Origin of the sequence: Pelomonas candidula (genome assembly GCF_043555985.1) — a bacterium.
GTDB classification, from domain to species: Bacteria; Pseudomonadota; Gammaproteobacteria; order Burkholderiales; family Burkholderiaceae_C; genus Pelomonas; species Pelomonas candidula.
Genome location: NZ_JBIGIC010000008.1, coordinates 226,477 through 242,466 on the forward strand (window position 1 = coordinate 226,477; position 15,990 = coordinate 242,466).

12 protein-coding genes and 1 pseudogene are annotated in these 15,990 nt (G+C 69.2%); 2 read left to right on the forward strand and 11 right to left on the reverse strand.

The features are described from left to right. The first annotated feature begins 109 nt into the window (after positions 1 to 109). Both ACG04R_RS17340 and ACG04R_RS17345 read left to right on the forward strand, forming a co-directional pair. Positions 110 to 244 (forward strand): hypothetical protein, encoded by a 135-nt coding sequence (locus tag ACG04R_RS17340; RefSeq protein WP_394413380.1) that lies wholly within the window; start codon positions 110 to 112, stop codon positions 242 to 244. Next, positions 217 to 765: pseudogene (locus ACG04R_RS17345) on the forward strand (methyl-accepting chemotaxis protein); the annotation flags it as partial. The gene ACG04R_RS17340 and the pseudogene ACG04R_RS17345, both read left to right, overlap by 28 nt. A gap of 87 nt (positions 766 to 852) precedes the next feature. Here ACG04R_RS17345 and ACG04R_RS17350 read toward each other — a convergent pair. The 11 genes from ACG04R_RS17350 to ACG04R_RS17400 all read right to left on the reverse strand — a co-directional run bounded on the left by ACG04R_RS17350 (position 853) and on the right by ACG04R_RS17400 (position 15,964). Beyond that, the gene (locus tag ACG04R_RS17350; RefSeq protein ID WP_394413382.1) at positions 853 to 1,617 is read right to left on the reverse strand and encodes a LytR/AlgR family response regulator transcription factor; all 765 of its coding nucleotides are present in this window, start codon (positions 1,615 to 1,617) and stop codon (positions 853 to 855) included. Further along, a complete protein-coding gene (locus tag ACG04R_RS17355; protein WP_394413385.1) occupies positions 1,614 to 2,672 on the reverse strand; it encodes a sensor histidine kinase in 1,059 nt (352 codons plus the stop codon). The genes ACG04R_RS17350 and ACG04R_RS17355 overlap by 4 nt, the downstream gene beginning before the upstream one ends. Positions 2,673 to 2,685: 13 nt before the next feature. Continuing rightward, the gene (locus ACG04R_RS17360) at positions 2,686 to 3,378 is read right to left on the reverse strand and encodes a hypothetical protein (protein ID WP_394413388.1); all 693 of its coding nucleotides are present in this window, start codon (positions 3,376 to 3,378) and stop codon (positions 2,686 to 2,688) included. A 49-nt stretch (positions 3,379 to 3,427) separates the two neighbouring features. Continuing rightward, on the reverse strand, positions 3,428 to 4,099 hold the full coding sequence (locus ACG04R_RS17365; RefSeq protein WP_394413391.1) for a hypothetical protein: 672 nt from the start codon (positions 4,097 to 4,099) through the stop codon (positions 3,428 to 3,430). 153 nt (positions 4,100 to 4,252) lie between these two features. Next, on the reverse strand, positions 4,253 to 5,590 hold the full coding sequence (locus tag ACG04R_RS17370) for an alpha-L-fucosidase (RefSeq protein ID WP_394413395.1): 1,338 nt from the start codon (positions 5,588 to 5,590) through the stop codon (positions 4,253 to 4,255). 64 nt (positions 5,591 to 5,654) lie between these two features. After that, positions 5,655 to 8,513: a beta-galactosidase GalA gene (gene galA, locus ACG04R_RS17375; protein WP_394413399.1), complete on the reverse strand. Its 2,859-nt coding sequence runs from the start codon at positions 8,511 to 8,513 to the stop codon at positions 5,655 to 5,657. Positions 8,514 to 8,637: 124 nt separating this feature from the next. Continuing rightward, positions 8,638 to 9,804 carry a glycoside hydrolase family 5 protein gene (locus ACG04R_RS17380; RefSeq protein ID WP_394413402.1) on the reverse strand — a complete coding sequence of 389 codons (1,167 nt, stop codon included), beginning with the start codon at positions 9,802 to 9,804 and terminating at the stop codon, positions 8,638 to 8,640. Between the two features lie 108 nt (positions 9,805 to 9,912). Next, the gene (locus tag ACG04R_RS17385; RefSeq protein ID WP_394413405.1) at positions 9,913 to 11,139 is read right to left on the reverse strand and encodes a DUF418 domain-containing protein; all 1,227 of its coding nucleotides are present in this window, start codon (positions 11,137 to 11,139) and stop codon (positions 9,913 to 9,915) included. A gap of 25 nt (positions 11,140 to 11,164) precedes the next feature. Beyond that, positions 11,165 to 13,216 carry a beta-galactosidase gene (locus ACG04R_RS17390; protein WP_394413408.1) on the reverse strand — a complete coding sequence of 684 codons (2,052 nt, stop codon included), beginning with the start codon at positions 13,214 to 13,216 and terminating at the stop codon, positions 11,165 to 11,167. A gap of 324 nt (positions 13,217 to 13,540) precedes the next feature. Next, positions 13,541 to 14,656: a LacI family DNA-binding transcriptional regulator gene (locus ACG04R_RS17395; RefSeq protein WP_394413411.1), complete on the reverse strand. Its 1,116-nt coding sequence runs from the start codon at positions 14,654 to 14,656 to the stop codon at positions 13,541 to 13,543. Positions 14,657 to 14,755: 99 nt separating this feature from the next. Then, a complete protein-coding gene (locus tag ACG04R_RS17400) occupies positions 14,756 to 15,964 on the reverse strand; it encodes a glycoside hydrolase family 27 protein (protein WP_394413414.1) in 1,209 nt (402 codons plus the stop codon). Positions 15,965 to 15,990: the final 26 nt, after the last annotated feature.

Sequence of the window (15,990 nt, forward strand, 5' to 3'; positions counted from 1 at the left end):
CTGGTGTCCGTCGACGTTCGTTGACAGCCCGCAGTTCCTGGGGGTAATTTTGGGGGTACGGCCCTGCCGTGCTGGGGGTACTTTCCTCCAGGGTCCGATGGAGCAACCCATGGCCCTCACCGATACAGCCATCAAGCAGCTCAAGCCAACCGACACGCCGCGCAAGGTCTCTAACGAGAAGGGGCTGTTGGGGAAGTTCGATGCCGACCCCGGCCTGGCGGGGCGGTGGTGGCCGACGTGGTGAAGACCATGACCGCCATCCACGGCAGTTCGCGGCGCATCTCCAACATCATCGGCGTCATTGACGTCATCGCCTTCCAGACCAACATCCTGGCGCTGAACGCCGCAGTCGAGGCGGCGCGTGCCGGTGAGCAGCGCCGCGGCTTTGCCGTCGTGGCGTGCGAGATGCGCCTGCTGGCGTCCCGCAGCGCCGACTCAGCGCGCGAGATCAAGCAGCTCATCGCGGCCAGTGTGGAGCAGGTCTAGGCGGGCACCTCCCTCGTCAACAACGCCGGCACGACGATGAACGAGGTGGTGGCCGCCATCGGCCGCGTCAGCTCGCTGGTGGGCGACATCAGCCTGGCCTGCACGGAGCAGGCCAAGGATGTGCCGCAGGTGTCGGCGGCGGTGCCGCAGATCGAAGGCTCCACGCAGCGGAACGCTGCGATGGTGGAAGAGATCGCGGCGGCGGCCTCCAGCCTGCAGGGCCAGGCTCACAGCTTGGTGCAGGCCGTTCAGGTGTTCCGGCTCGGACTGGCGGCCTAGCCAGTGTCCTGTCCCGCTGATAGGTGAGGAAAGTCGATACAGCTTCTCGAGGATCAAGTCATTGCTTTTACCCAGCCATCTGTGTCACTACATCGGCTTGAAGCGTGACTGGAAGCTCTGGCTGACCTGCAGTCGGGTGCGGCCGTCCTTCAGCAGCACGTCCATGCCGCCCAGATGGCGCTCGACGCGGGCGATCTGCGCCAGGTTGACGACCACCGCCCGATGGATCTGCCAGAACTGCTCAGGGTCCAGCTGCGTGAGCAGCTCGCGCAGCGACAGCCGCAGCAGGAACTCGCCCTCCGCGGTGATGGCGCAGGTGTACTTGTTGTCGCTGCGGAAGTGGCTCACGTCGGCCACCATGACCAGGTGCAGCCGGTCTCCCTGCGAGGCCTGCAGCCAGCGCAGCGGCGCCGCGGGTATGGCCGTTGCCGGTTGTACCTCGGGCGGCGCCCACTGCTGCAACCAGCGCGTGAGCTCGGCCGGGGGCAATTGCAGGCGCTGCTGCAGGCGTTGCACCGTCTCGCGCAGGCGCTCGGTCGCCAGCGGCTTGAGCAGGTAGTCCACGGCGCCCTGGTCGAAGGCGGTGATGGCGTGCGCGTCGTAGGCCGTGACGAAGACGACGTGGCACAGGCCCTTGATGCGCCGCGCCAGCTGAAGCCCGTCCAGGCCGGGCAGGCGGATGTCGACAAAGACGATGTCGGGCCGCAGTTCCAGCACCAGGGCCAGGCCGCGCTCGCCGTCTTCCGCTTCGGCCAGCACCTGCAGTTGCGGCCATAGCTCGGCCAGGCCCTCGCGCAGGCGCTCGCGCGGCAGGGCTTCGTCCTCGATCAGCAGGGCGGTGGGGTTTTTCATGAGGTCTGCGCGGGGCTCCAGGGCAGCTCGATGCGCGCGCACACGCCGCCACCGGCGCGCTGCTGAACGCCCAGCCGCGCCGCCTGGCCGTAGAGGCCGGCCAGGCGGTCGCGCACATTGGCCAGGCCCAGGCCCTGGCCGGGCCGGGGCGGCGTGGACTCGGCCTGCAGCCCGACGCCGTCGTCCCGCACTTCGAGCACGAAACGCTCGCCGTCGCGCCGCGCCTCCAGTTCGATGCATCCGCCTTGCGGCTTGGGTTCGATGCCATGGCGCACCGCGTTCTCGACCAGGGTCAGCAGCATCAGCGGCGGTAGCGGGTGATCGACGCAGTCGGGCGGCGCGTGCAGGTTGAAGTGCAGGCGCGAGCCCAGGCGGGTGGCCATCACGGTGAGGTAGGCGCGGGCCAGTTCGAACTCGCGGCTTGCCGTGCTCAGCGGCTCGCGCAGCGACGGCAGGGCCAGGCGCAGGTAGTCGTGCAGTTCGCCGAGGAAGCGCTCGGCCGTGGCCGGCTGGCTGCGGATGAGCTGTTGCAGGCTGGCCAGCGCGTTGAACAGGAAGTGCGGTTCCACCTGGGCCTGCAGCGCCTTGAGCTCGGTCAGGCTGACCTGGCGCGACAGCTCGGCCATGGCCGCGGTATGTTCGGCCTGGGCCAGGCGCAGGGCCACGGCCTGTTCGTCGCGCCAGCGCCACCAGCGCAGCGGCAGGTGCATGAGCAGGGCGAAGGCGAAGGCGGGCAATGCCGCGCGCAGCACCGCGGCCGGTCCCTGCGGCGGCAGCCAGGAGGCCAGTGTCACGTCGGGCGAGAACCCTGCCCCGAGCAGCGCGCCGGCGGCGCACGCCAGCGGCACGGCCAGGCCCCACCAGCGCGAAGGCAGTGCCAGCCAGCCCGTGCTGTAGGCCAGCCACAGGTGAGCCGACACCTGCACCCAGCGGGCATGCGGCCATTGCCAGCTCAACACCGCCCAGGCGGCCCAGAACAGCAAGGCGGGCACCAATGCACGCCGCAGTGGCGGGCGCACGGCTGCATGCTGCGGCGCGGGCATCTTGGCGGTCACGGCGCGCTCCGTCTCAGTCCAGCGCGGCGTTGCGCAGCGGCTGGGGCGAGATCCTGGCAATGTTCTCGCGGGCCTGGGCGTGGAAGCGGCGTGCCTGCGCCCAGTCGATGCCGACGGTGGCCGTGGTGGGCGGCACTTCCGGGCCCACCACCTCGAACTTCAGGTCGCGCACCCAGACCTGGCCTTCACCTACCTGGGCGGCGCCCAGCGTCAGAAAGGGCGCGTCGGCCGGCACGTCCATCACCACGCTCACCTCGCGCCAGACGCCGTCGGCGGCAGGCACCGCCGCGCCCGCGGGCAGCTTCTTTTCGACACCGGCCTGGCCCATCGTCACCGGCATGAGCACGTCGTTCTCTCCCAGGCCCAGGTACAGGCCGGCCCACGCGCTGGCGGCTTCGGCGCGCACCTGGCCGCTGAAGCGCACGCGCTGGCCGGCGTAGCCGGTGACGGTCTGGTAGGCGTGGCCGACGGCCGGCAGGTCCTTCTTCAGCGGCGCGATGGAGCGGATGGTCAGGCTGGGCAGACCGCCGGAGATGGAGGTGTCGATGCCGATCTCATAGCCGTCACCGCTGTACCCGCCGGTCGGGACGTTGAGCAGCGTGGCGTAGCGGGCGGTCATCCAGCCATCGGGCATCGGCAGGCCGGTGGCACCGGCGCTCAGCACGAGCGCGGCAAGCGGGACGATCAGAAGGGAGCGGAAGTTCATGTCATGGGTCCTTGGGGCTTGTGCGTGTATGTGTAGGGGGGCAGGGAGTTCAGCGCAGCGCGAGGTTCTTCGGCGTCGTCTTCTGCGCCGCCCGCATCTGCTGTCCCTGCTGGACCATGGCTCGCGCCGCCTCGGTGGCCTTGGCGGCGAAGACCTCGGTGGTCAGCGGCACGTCGCGGCCTACTGCCTCCACACGCAGGCTGCGGGCCCACGCCTGGCCGTTGCCGATGAGCGCCAGCCCCACGTTGGCAACGCCGGGGGCCTCGTTGTCGGCTCCGGCCGGGATGTCGGCCACCACGCTCACCTCGCACCAGTCCGGGCAGCCGGCAGTGCCCAGCGGCGGCGTCGGGGCAGGCGTGGTCGCGAACGGCAGGTAGGGCAGGGGCGTGTAGCCCTGGCTGACGACCAGGCCTGCCCAGCCGTCCACGCCGGCGGTCTTCACCTGGGCCGTCAGGCGGATGCGCCGGCCCGCATAGCCGAAGACGTACTGGCTGATGCTGCCGATCTCGTGGGGCTGGCGCTTGCCGAGCGCCCTGACCGTCAGCGCACGTTGCCCGCTGCCTTCGGTCTCGGGGGCCACGCCGGCCTCGTGCGTCAGGCCTTGCGGCCAGGCGTAGGAGGCCTGGGACATCCAGCCTTCCGGCTGGCGCAGTTTTTCAGCGCCGCTGGCGCTCAGGGCCAGGGCGGCCAGCGGTACGGCGAGAAGGGCTCGGTAGTCCATGGATTCATCCTTTCGTGGTGGGGATGACTGCAGTCTGTCCGGCCGAGCCCGCCGAGGCTCGCGCGATGCGACAAGCCAGCGTCCCAGGCGACGAGCCAGCGCCGCCCGCGACGAGTGCGGCCCGCGCGGCGCCCGCCTGCCGGGACGCGCCCTCTACTGCGGTGCGGCGGTGCTGATCTCCAGCACCGTGACCGGCTCGCCGCGCTGCTCGGCGGGCACCGAGAGGGTCAGCCCTTGCGGCCCATCGCGCCAGGCCACATCGGCGCCAGAGAGGTTGCGCACGCCCGTCACCCGCCCGGGCAGCGCGGGCAGCGCCAGGCCGGCCTCGGGCCAGCTCAGCACGAAGAGGAAGCGCTTGTCGCCGTGCTGCGTCATGCCGTAGACGCCGTCCACCGGCTGCAGCGGCCCCGGCCGCGTGTCGTAGACAGCCTGTCCGTAGCGCTGCAGCCAGCGGCCTACGCCGCGCAGCGTCTCGCTCTGCCTGGGGGGCACGACGCCGTCGGCATCGGGGCCGAGGTTGACCAGCAGGTTGCCGTTGCGCACGACGGCGTTGACCAGCGCCTTCACCACCTCGTCGGTGCTCTTCACGTTGTTCTCGGGCACATAGCCCCAGGCGCCGTTGATGGAGAAGGTCTTCTCCCAGGGCCGCGCCCGGATGGGGCCGCGGATGGGCGCATCGCCTTCCTCGGTGTCGAAGTCGCCCTGCCAGCCCGAGCGCGGGTTGATGACGACCTGCGGCTGCAGCTTGCGCACGATGCGGTTGAGGCGGTCGGGCTCCCAGAACCAGGCGGCGTCGGCGTCGCTGCCCTGGTGGGCCAGCCAGCCGCCGTCGTACCAGAGCACGTCGATGCGGCCGTACTGGCTCATCAGCTCCTGGATCTGGCCGTAGGTCTGCTGCTTGAACTCGCGGGCGTTCTCGGGCATCTCCCTGGGGTGGAAGTAGGCCGGGAAGCGCCAGTCCAGTGGCGAGTAGTAGAGGCCCACGCGCAGGCCGTGGCGGCGCACCGCTTCCACCCAGGGGGCGACGAGGTCGCGCTTGGCGGCCGAGTGCGGCGCGTCGAACTGGCCCCAGCTCGCCTTGCTCGCAAAGAGCGAGAAGCCGTCGTGATGGCGGGTCGTCAGCACCATGTAGCGGGCGCCGCCGTCGGCGGCGAGCTGGGCCCAGGCATCGGGGTCGTAGTGCTGCGGGTTGAATTGCTGGGCCAGCTTGGCGTATTCGGCGGCCGGCACCTTGTCGTTGAACATGTGCCACTCGCCCTTGGCCGGGATGGCATACAGGCCCCAGTGCACGAAGACGCCGAACTTGGCGTCGCGCCACCAGGCCATGTCCTTGGCGGGCAGCAGCAGGTCGGGGGCCAGCGTCGGGTCGGCGTTGGCGGTCTTGGTCGCGGAGCGTTGCTCGTCGCTGGCCTGGGGCTCGGCGGCCGATGCGATGCCGGCCAGCAGGCTGCAGGCAAGCGCGACCAGGGGGAGCAGGCGGGGAGGCTTCATGAGAGGTGCTGATCCGGTTTTCAAGAGGGTGGAGATCATGGGTTGGCTCGGGCGATGGTCGACATCAGTTCGGTGTCACGTCGATCACCGCTTCGGCCGCCGCCAGTCCATCGCCGCGGGCGTGCAACGTCGCGCGGCCGGTCTCGCCGGTGGACTGCAGGATCACCTGCGCCTGCCCGTTGAACACGCTGCGCTGCCAGGGCGCGGCCGGTGTGGTGCTGCGCAGCGTGGCCCAGCGGCGACCGGACTGCGCAGCGTCGAACAGCGCCCGCGTGCCGCCGGCCGGTGTCGGGAACGCCACGGCCAGCTGGCCGGGTACGTCTGACGGCTCGAGGTCCACGGCCGCCATGCCGGCCTCCGCGCGAGGCGTGATGGGGCGGCCGTCCAGGAAGTAGCGCACGCCCGGCGCCGCCTCGCCGAGCAGCAGCACCAGGCGCTGGCCGGCCGGCACCTGGCGGTCGAGCGTGGCCGTCACCAGGTTCCAGGCGCCGTCGGCGGGCTGCCGGTCCATCGGCACCCACGCGAACGGGTCTCGCCAGCCGGCGCTGCCGGCGTCGGCCAGCAGGGGGGCGGCGTCCTCGGGGCGGGCGAGGGCATGATGGCGCCAGCCCGTGGCGGCGGCATAACGGTGCAGCTCGGCGGGCTTGTCGGCCTCATGCGAGCCAGGGTCGCCGTTGCCCATGCCGATGAGGCGCACCGGGCCGGTGGTCTCGAAGGCGATGCGGTTGCTGGCCGTCGGCACGACGCGGCCTTCGCGGTCGACGACGTTGACCGTCACGACGGCCACGTCGTCGCCACCGGCGCGCAGCTTGGCGCGGTCCACGCTCAGCCGCACGGCCTTGCCGTCGCCGGTGGTGGAGACCGTTTCCTGGGTGACGAGCTTGCCGGCCTTGTAGCCGCGCGCGGTCAGGCTGCCCGGTGCGTAGGGCACGCTCCACTGCAGGTGGCCGTAGCGTTGCAGCGCCTTGCGTCCCAGCGAGCGGCCGTTGAGCAGCAGCTCGACTTCGTCGGTGTTGGCATAGACACGCACGTCGACGGGCTGGCCTTCGCGGCCGGGCCAGTTCCAGTGCGGCAGCAGGTGCACCATGGGTTCAGTGGTCCAGGCGGCCTTGAGGTAGTAGCCGCTGTCCTTCATGGCGCCGGTGGTGTCCAGCATGCCGAACTGCGACGAGATGGCCGGCCAGCCGAAGGGCGTGGTTTCTCCGCGATAGTCGAAGCCGGTCCAGACAAACATGCCGGCCAGGAAAGGGCGCTCGGCGTTGAAGCGCCAGCCTTCCTCGATGGAGGAGGTGTAGGACGGGCCGGTGTTGCTGTCGTAGGCGGCGACGTGAACGCGGTCCGAATCGGTGACGTAGACGCCACGCGTCGCGTGGGTCGCGCCTTCCTCGGTGATGACCATGGGCCGGTCGGGGAAGTGCTTGTGCAGTTCGTCGACCTTGTGCTGGCCCTTGTAGTTCAGGCCGATGACCTCGGAGCCGACAGAGGTGCCTTCCGCGTAGCCCGAGCTGGAGGCAGCCTGGGTGACGGGCCGGGTCGGGTCCAGGCGGCGCACGATGGCCTGCATCTGCTGCGTGAGCCGCGTGCCGATCTCGCTGTTCTCGATGGCCCATTCCTCGTTGCCGACCGACCACAGGACGATGGACGGGTGGTTGCGACCGCTTCGCACCATGCGCTCCAGTTCGTCGCGGATCTGTGGCGCCGTGCCCATCATGCGGTGCTCGTCGAGCACGAGGATGCCGAGCCGGTCGCAGGCCTCCAGCAGCTCGGGCGTGGCCGGGTTGTGGGAGGAACGGATGGCGTTGACGCCCATGGCCTTGAGCATCCTCAGTCGCGCCTCGTGCATGCCGTCGGGCAGCGCAACGCCGATGCCGGCGTGGTCCTGATGGTTGTTGACGCCCTGCAGCTTGACGTGGCGGCCGTTGAGGAAGAAGCCCTGGTTGGCGTCGAAGTGGATGGTGCGGATGCCGAAGGGCGTGTCGACGCTGTCGACGACCTCGTCGCCGCGCTTGACGCGCGTGGTCAGCGTGTAGCGCTGCGGGGTTTCCAGCGACCACAGCTGCGGCGCGGTGACGCGCAGTTGCGCGCTCACGTCGACGGCGGCGTCGGCGCCCACCGTGCGGGCCGGCACGTCGGCGCGGGCAACGACGCGGCCCGCGGGATCGCGCAGTTCATGCTCCAGCGTGAAGTTGTCGCCGGTGTTGGCGTCGTTGTGCACGGTCGTGTCCACGGTCACGTCGGCGCTGTCGCCATTGACGCTGGCGCGCACGAAGCTGCCCAGCGGCACCACGTGCAGCGGTGCGGTCTGCGTCAGCCAGACATGGCGGTAGATGCCGGCACCTTCGTACCACCAGCCTTCCTGGGTCGTTGCGTCCACGCGCACCGCGACGACGTTGCGGCCGCCGAAGTTCAGGTAGTCGGTGATGTCGACCTGGAAGCCCGAATAGCCGCTGGCCTCGTGGTGCAGGTAGTGGCCGTTGACCCAGACGACGCTGTCGCGGAACACGCCGTCGAACTCCAGCGTGAAGCGCCGGCCCTTGCCCGATGCGGGGATGCTCAACTCGCGCCGGTACCAGCCGACGCTGTTCTCGGGGAAGCCGCGGCCAACTGCCTTGGAGCCATGGTTGGAGCTGCCTCTTTCGCTGAACGGCAGCTCCACCGCCCAGTCATGCGGCAGGTCGACGCGGCGCCAGGGGCGGTCCTCGAAATCGGCCGCGGCCGGGCCGTCGCCATAGCCGGCCTTGCCGAAGAAGAAGGCGCGCGTGCCGTGGTCGAAGTCCCTGGCGGGATCGGTGGCATGGCCCAGCGCGAAGCGCCAGCCGTCGTCGATGCGGGTGCGCTGGCGCATGTCATCGGCAGCTGCCGCGCCGGCGACGACGGCGATCATCAGGGCGAGGGTCCAGCGGAAGAGGGATCGGTGGCTCATGGCTTGAAGTTGTTGGCGTGGTGCTGCGATGGGCGCCTTGAGTGGGCAGGTGGGTGGCCAGCGGAACGGCCCTTTGGGGTGTCATCCGCTTCGCCGGTCGCTGATGGAGAGAGGCCGGGCACGTTCACCGCGCCGCCTCGACGATCGCCTTGATTGCATCCGGGTGGGCCTGGGCGCCGGTGGCGCGGTCGAACAGGCCCGACTGGTGGTTGGCCGGGTAGCCGTTGTCCCAGTACATCGGCACCAGGCCGTGCTTGCGCGCGGTCTTCGTGATCGCCACGTTCCAGTCGTTGCGGTAGGTGCCGGCGGGGTCGAACTCGGTGCGCAGGTTGGCCGCGTACTCGCCGAGCACCACCGGCATGCCGTGGTCGATGAAGCGTTGCTTCATCTTCAGGAACTCGGCGTCGACGTGGGACTCGTTGGCCCAGGTTTCCGTGGCTGCCGGGTCGGTCGCCCTGGCGCCCCATTGCCAGATCCTGTTGTCGGTGTTGAGCGTGAAGTTGAACGGGTCGTAGTAGTGCACCTCCAGCATCAGCCGGTCGGCCACGGTGTCGCGCGGCACCACGAAATGGTCCAGCGCCCACTGGATGTTGGTGTTGAAGGCCTGCACCAGCAGATGCCGCCTGGCGTTGTTGCCGCCCGTGGCGCGCACGGTGTCGACGAACAGCTGGTTGAAGCCGTTCTGCACCTGCACGTATTCCGGCTTGGGCCGGCCCCAGTCGTTGTCGACCATCACCTCGTTGGTGCCGGCGAACAGCAGGTTCTCGTCGTAGTCCTTGAAGCGGGTGGCGATCTGGGTCCAGTACTTCTTCAGCCTCGCGTCGGCGAAGTCGCGCCTGGCGGCGGTGGGCTGCTGCCACCCGCCGTCCCAGTGGATGTTGATGACGGCGATGAGGCCGGCCTTGCGGGCGTAGCCCACGACCTCCTCGACGCGCGCCATCCATGCCGGACTGATGTCGTCCTGCGCGTCGGCGTACTGCGCCCAGGCGACGGGGATGCGCACGCTCCTGAAGCCCGCGGCCTTGACCGCGTCCATCAGCGCCTGCGTCGTCGGCGCGTTGCCCCACGCGGTTTCGCTGCCGGTGGCTTCGAGCGAGTTGCCCAGGTTCCAGCCGGGCGACATCCGTCGGGCCAGCTCGGCGCCCGTGATGTCGCGCATCGGGCCGGCGGCGGCGCGCGCCGTGGGCGTGCTGTCCGGCGCTGCAGGGCCGTTGCCGGCGCAGCCCGCCATCAGGGCCGACAGTGCCAGGGCGGCGGACCACAGGAAGGAGAGGGAGTTGCGTTGCGTCATGGATCGGTCAGGTCAGGTCAGGCTCCGTTGCGGCGGTGCTCGTGGGTTGTTTGTAGAAGCGTGTCTTTTGACGGCAGTTGTGAGATGGGTAGCCAGGGGGGCAGCCGCTCATGCCGGTCGGGGTACGACGCGTCGCATCGGTATTTGCAGCGTTCGCAGCGTGGCGGCGCGCCACCCCCATTCCAACGGGCCGTAGGCAAAGCGCTTCAGCCAGGCATGGGCCAGCGCGCATTGCACGGCGACCACCGCGAGGGCGAAGAACAGCGCCGCGAACGGGCCGACGTGGCGGTACATGCCAAGCCCGAAGGCGTAGAAGAAAGGCACGCCGATCAGGGCCTGGGTGACGTAGCAGGTGAGGCTCATGCGCCCGTAGGGCACCAGCACGCCCAGCACGCGGCGCGCTCGCGGGTAGAGCAGCGCGAAGCCGGCCGCCCACACCGCCGCCTGCGCCAGGTTGCCGTACATCCCCGCGAGGTCATTGACGACCTGCCCGCGCCGGCCCTGCAACCCCAATGTGCCGATGCCAACCTGCGCCAGCCAGACCAGCCCGACACCGGCCAGCCCGGCAATCAATGCCCACCAGGCCAGCCGCCGCAGCCTGGCAGGGGCGTGCAGCGCACCGCTGCGTCCCAGGAGCAGGCCGCAGGCGAACAGGCCCAACATCTGTGGCCAGCGCCAGCTTTCCCACAGCCACCACCACCGGGCGATCTGACCCTGCCAGGCGTTCAGGCGCAGCACGTCGGCCAGGCTGCCGGTGGCGAACACCTCCTCGGCCTGCCCGAACATCGCCCAGTGGCGCGGGATGCCGGGCTCCCACGAGGGATGGGCCAGCACGCGCAGTACCTCGGCCCACTGCGGCAACTGCAGCAGCAACAGCACGGCGACGACGGCCAGCCCGCGGGAGCGGAGCCGATCCAGCAGGACCAGCGGCACGCCGAGCAGGGCGATGGGGCCGAGGATGTCGCCGTTGTAGATCAGGCCGTGCACATAGCCCAGCAAGGCCAGGAGCGCCATCCGCCAGATGAATCGGGTCGCGGCGGCGTCGTCGCCCTTGCGGCGCCAGCTGTCCAGCGTGATGAAGAAGCTCACGCCGAACATCAGCGCAAAGATGGCGTACGCCTTGCCGCTCAGCAGCCAAAATGCCCAGCTGACGGTCTGTCCGTCCAGCTTCTCCAGCCAGGACGGGCGGTCCGGCGGCATGCGCATGAAGTCCCAGTGCTCCACCGCGTGCAGCAGCAGGATGCCGAGCAGCGCGGAGCCGCGCAGCGCGTCCACGATGTCCAGCCGCGACGCGACAGCCGGCGGCCGCGCCGTCACTTCACCCGGTTCGCCCATACCTTCGTCCCCGCTGGGCAGGGCCTCAACGCTGGGGTTCCAGCAGCTCGACGCCCAGAGCATCCAGACGCAGCGTGCCGTCCCAGCGCTGGCCGCCGAGCACGCCTTGCATCGCGCCGGTGATGGGCACCTCCACGGGAGACCAGGTGGTGTTCACGTACAGCACGCGGCCCTCGACAACGCGGGCGAACACGCCGTCGGGCGTCTTCGGGCCCGGCTCGATGCCGAGGCCTGCGTAGAGCTGGCGCAGCAGCGGTCGCATGATCTGCGGCTGCGCCGGCGTGGCGACGTAGATGGCCCGGCCCTTGCCAAAGTGGTTGACCGTGATCGCCGGCGGGTTGCCGTCGAGGTTGGTGAAGCGCGCCATGACCTCAGCGGTCGATGGCTCCAGCACCTCGACATGCGCGATCGTGCTCTTGATCTCCTCGTCGCCCAGCTTCAGCGTGCCGGTCCAGTCGTAGAACTCGTTGGTGCGCAGACCGAAGACATCGGTCAGGCCTCCTGGCAGCGGCGTGTTGTGCCACTGGTTGTTGTCGTTGACCTTGGCCGACTGGGCCGTCATGACGACCGTGCCGCCATCGGCGACGAACTTGCGCACGGCCTCGGTTGAGGCCTTGTCCAGCAGGTACATGCCCGGCAGGATGATCAGTCGGTAGCGGCTCAGGTCCTCGTAGGAGAGCTTGATGATGGCGACGTCGATGTTGTCCTTGAGCAGCGGCTCGAAGGCGCCGTGGGCCTGCTTGAGGTAGGGCGTCTTCAGGTACTGGCGCGAGGTGTTGCTCGGGCCGGGGGCGCTGTAGGCGGCGGTGTTCTCGAACGAGTAGGCGATGGCCACCTTCGGCTCGACCTTGCGTGGGAAGCCGAGCTTCTCCAGCTTGGCGTAGTCGCCGGCGATGCGGGCCCACTCGCCGAGCTTCCACGACGGGCGGTCGTCGTGGTCGATCAGGCCCATCAGCGCCTGTTCCTCGCCGCCGAGGTGGCTGTTGAAAGTCCAGGCAATCGCGGCCTGGCCGCCCAGCAGCAGCACGAAGTGGGCCCACATGCGCGACCAGCCCTTGGCTCCGTAGGAGCCACCGCCGCCGGCGGCGAACTCGTTGAACCAGGTCGGCGTCGTCATGCCGCCCTTGATGAGCGTTGCCTCCCAGCCGCCGCCGACCGGGTCGCCGGCATAAAAGCCCATGGCGCCGTAGGTGGTGTGCTGGCGGTAGCTGCCCAGGAAGTCGAAGCCCTTGCGGCCCGACCAGTCCCAGTAGTTGGACAGCGTCGGCTTGTCGGGCGTGTTCTTGCGGCGCACGGCTTCGAGGTCGTCCAGCGTCCCGATGGTGATGTCGGACCAGAAGCGCCGCAGGTCCAGGTAGCGCTCGGCCGGGCCGGGGCCGTCGGCATAGGGCAGGCGCACTTCGTCCCAGGTGCCGATGCGACGTGACCAGCGCTGCGTGGCCCAGGCCTTGTTCAGCGCTTCGATGCTGTCGTAGCGCTTCTTCAGCCATTCGACGAAGCGCTTGCGGTCGGCCTCGGAGTAGGAGATGAAGCCGTTGCCGATCTCGTTGTCATAGCCCACGGCCAGCAGCGCGGGGTGCTTGGCGTAGCGCTTGGTCAGCGTGTCGGCCATGCGGATGGCCAGGCGCCGGTAGTCCGGGTCGCCGATGTTGTCCATGTAGCGCTCGGCCGGCGCCAGGCGGGTGCCGGCCTGGTTGACGATGTCCACGCCCGGGTACTTGTGGTGCAGCCACATCGGCGCGGGCAGGCCGGGGATGTCGAGGATGACCTTGATGCCGGCCGCCTGCATCTCGTTCATCACCGCGTCGAAGTGCTTGAAGTCGAACTTGCCCTCTGCGGGCTCGAAGTAGTCCCAGGACAGGTCGCCCATGCGCACGACCTTGAAGCCGGACTGCTTCATCAACGCGACGTCGCGCTTGACCTGTTCCAGGCTGCGGTCCACGGGCTGGTAGCAGGTGCCGGCGAAGAGCTGGCCGGGGCCCGGCCAGTCAGGGTGGCCCTCGGCGCTTTGGGCCAGGGCGGGGTTGAGCGCAGCCAAGGCCAGCGTGCAGGCGAGGAGTGTCTTGTTGAGGTTCATGGTCAAGGAGGTGTGCTTTGCAAATATTCGATCCATGCGGTGGCCGAGGCGAGGACGCACCCGGCCAGAGCGATAGCGGTGCGGCGGCGAACGAAGCTAGAGGACATGCGACTGGAATCGAAGAAGCGCGGAGTGTTCCGGTCAGGCCGAAACGACCTTGTCGCGGCGGAGATCGTTGAAAATCTGCAAGTCAGGTGGATGATTTACTGGTACATCATGCGGGTAATATAAATTTGGTCAGACCACATGCCGGATAATAGTTTGACCGGCTGCACACGAGCTCAGGGAACACCCTAGCGCGACGGCGGCCCGCGGGCCTCGGCCTCAGTCGATCAGCAGCGGGGTGCGTCGTGGTTCGGCGAGCGTCCGGCCGGGGACGGTCTCGGGGAGCAACACGATGTTGGACGGCCCGACGTAGGCTTCATCCCGGCGAGAGGCCTCGATGAGCTGCACCAACACGTCGACGGCTCGCCGGCCCATCTCGTGCAAGGGCTGGCGAACCGCCGCCATGTGCAGCGTGCGCGCCAGCAACGTATGGTCAAAGCCCACGACGGAGATGTCGCGAGGCACGTTCAGCCCACGCACGGCCAGCGCTTCCATGCAGCCGATGGCAATGGCGTCGCTGCCGCCGAATACCGCGTCGGGCAACGGCCGGCCCCGGTGGCGCTGCAGCCAGGCCTGCATCGCCTGGGCACCTCCTTCGGCAGTGAACGACGTGCGCAACACATGATCGCGGGGCGGCGTAACGCCGGCGTCGGCGTGGGCGCGCATGTAGCCATCGATGCGGCGGTCAGCACCGGGAAAGCCCTCCGGCCCGCCGACATGGAGGATGCGCCGGTGTCCCAGGGCGAACATCTGGCGCACCATGTCGTAGGCTCCGGCTTCCTCGTCGGACTCGACGTTCACGCCCCCCGCGCGCCAGTTGCCACTGGCATGCACCGACACCATGGGCGTGTGCTCCGGCAGCCAGGACTCGCCATCGTCTTCCAGTCGCGGGGCCAGCACGACGAGGCCGTCGACGCGGCCGTCGCACAGGGCCGGAATCCGCGTCGGGGCCTCATCCCAACTGCCGAGCGTGAAGACGGCCGTTGTCTGGCCGGTCGCCATCGCGCCTTCGATGACGCCGCCAAACACTTCGAGGAAGTAGGCATTCGGCTCCCTGCCCATCAGCGTGGTGACGAAGCCGATCGCGTTCGTGCGCCGGTACGTGAGCGCGCGAGCGTTGGCGTTCGGCCGGTAGCGCAGCCGCTCGGCGGCGGCCATGACGCGCTCACGCGTCTCGGCCGACACGCGGGCCGAATTCTGGCCGCCGTTGAGCGCGGACGACGCCGCCATCTTGGACACGCCCGCCTCGCGCGCGACGTCGGCCAGGGTCGGCAGGCTGCTGCGACGCGGGATCTTCGGAGGAGCCTCGGCTGGCTTCGGCGTCGAATCGGACAAGACAGGTGGGCGAAGCGGAAGGGCGCGGTCACTTTATCTCGGGCCGCTGCGCCCATGGCGGGCAAGGCGGCGGCCGGGATTCATCGCTGCGCCACTGGCTCAACGCAGCGGCGTGACGCGCACCATGATCACGCCATGCGGCGCGACCTTGCCGGCATAGCTGCCGCTGACGCCCTTGGTGACCTTCTTGCTCCACAGGTCCTTGACGTCGGCCTTGTGGTCTTCGGGCAGGCCCAGGCGGTCCCACTTGAGCTTCATGTCGGCCGGCGTCTTGCCACGGTTGAACAGCACGGCCGCGAACTCGCCACCCTGCAGCGGGCGCACCCAAATCTCCAGATCGCCTTCCTTCTGCTTGCGGGTGCCCTGCTTGCCCAGCGGGTCCTGGTCGACGGCGATGACGTCCTTGTTGGTCAGGATGCGCAGCGTGTCGGCATCCATCTTGGACAGGTCGTTGCCCGCGATCAGCGGCGCAGCCAGCATGGCCCACAACGAGAAGTGCGACTCGTACTCGGTCGTCGTCATGCCGCCATTGCCCACTTCCAGCATGTCGGGGTCGTTCCAGGCATTGGGGCCGGCGGCGGCCGAGCGTTCGACCTGCAGGTCCAGGATGTTGGTCATGCCGGACGACCAGTCCTTCTGGCCTTCCCAGGCGTCGTAGATGTCGCCGGTGGTGCGCCACAGATGGCCGATGGGCGCGGCCCAGCGTTCGGGCTGGTTGTTGCCCCACTCGCAGATGGACAGCACGATGTCGCGGCCCGACTCGCGCAGCGCCTTGGCCATGATGGTGTAGGCAGCCTCGGCATTGCGGGTGCCGGTGTTGCACCAGTCGTACTTGAGGTAGTCCACACCCCATTTGGCGTACTGGCGCGCGTCCTGGAACTCATGGCCGGCGCTGCCCGGGCGGCCGCCGCAGGTGAGGGACCCCGCGTCGGAGTAGAGGCCGAACTTCAGGCCCTTGCTGTGCACGTAGTCGGCCAGTGCCTTGATGCCGCTGGGGAAGCGCTCGGGGTCGGCCTGGACGTTGCCGTCGGCGTCGCGGCTCTTCTGCCAGCAGTCGTCGATGACGATGTACTGGTAGCCGGCGTCCTTCATGCCGGAGGCGGCCATCGCGTCGGCCTGTTGGCGCAGCAGCTTTTCGCTGACGTTGCAGGCGTACTTGTTCCAGCTGTTCCAGCCCATGGGGGGCGTGGGCGCGAGGTTGGGCTTGGGGGCGTCGAGCTTGAGGGTGTCGTGGGCGTGGGCCGGCAGGGCGGTCAGCACGATCAGCAGGGCCAGCATGTGGGCGATGCGTTGGATCAGGCGATGCATGGAGGTCTTTGCAGTGTGGGATGAGG

Bases quoted from the DNA above. Each gene is read 5' to 3' on its own strand.
- ACG04R_RS17380 (WP_394413402.1), bottom strand. From the start codon at position 9,804: ATGACGCAACGCAACTCCCTCTCCTTCCTGTGGTCCGCCGCCCTGGCA.
- ACG04R_RS17350 (WP_394413382.1), bottom strand. From the start codon at position 1,617: ATGAAAAACCCCACCGCCCTGCTGATCGAGGACGAAGCCCTGCCGCGC.
- ACG04R_RS17340 (WP_394413380.1), top strand. From the start codon at position 110: ATGGCCCTCACCGATACAGCCATCAAGCAGCTCAAGCCAACCGACACG.
- ACG04R_RS17360 (WP_394413388.1), bottom strand. From the start codon at position 3,378: ATGAACTTCCGCTCCCTTCTGATCGTCCCGCTTGCCGCGCTCGTGCTG.
- ACG04R_RS17400 (WP_394413414.1), bottom strand. From the start codon at position 15,964: ATGCATCGCCTGATCCAACGCATCGCCCACATGCTGGCCCTGCTGATC.
- galA (WP_394413399.1), bottom strand. From the start codon at position 8,513: ATGAGCCACCGATCCCTCTTCCGCTGGACCCTCGCCCTGATGATCGCC.
- ACG04R_RS17365 (WP_394413391.1), bottom strand. From the start codon at position 4,099: ATGGACTACCGAGCCCTTCTCGCCGTACCGCTGGCCGCCCTGGCCCTG.
- ACG04R_RS17390 (WP_394413408.1), bottom strand. From the start codon at position 13,216: ATGAACCTCAACAAGACACTCCTCGCCTGCACGCTGGCCTTGGCTGCG.
- ACG04R_RS17385 (WP_394413405.1), bottom strand. From the start codon at position 11,139: ATGGGCGAACCGGGTGAAGTGACGGCGCGGCCGCCGGCTGTCGCGTCG.
- ACG04R_RS17370 (WP_394413395.1), bottom strand. From the start codon at position 5,590: ATGAAGCCTCCCCGCCTGCTCCCCCTGGTCGCGCTTGCCTGCAGCCTG.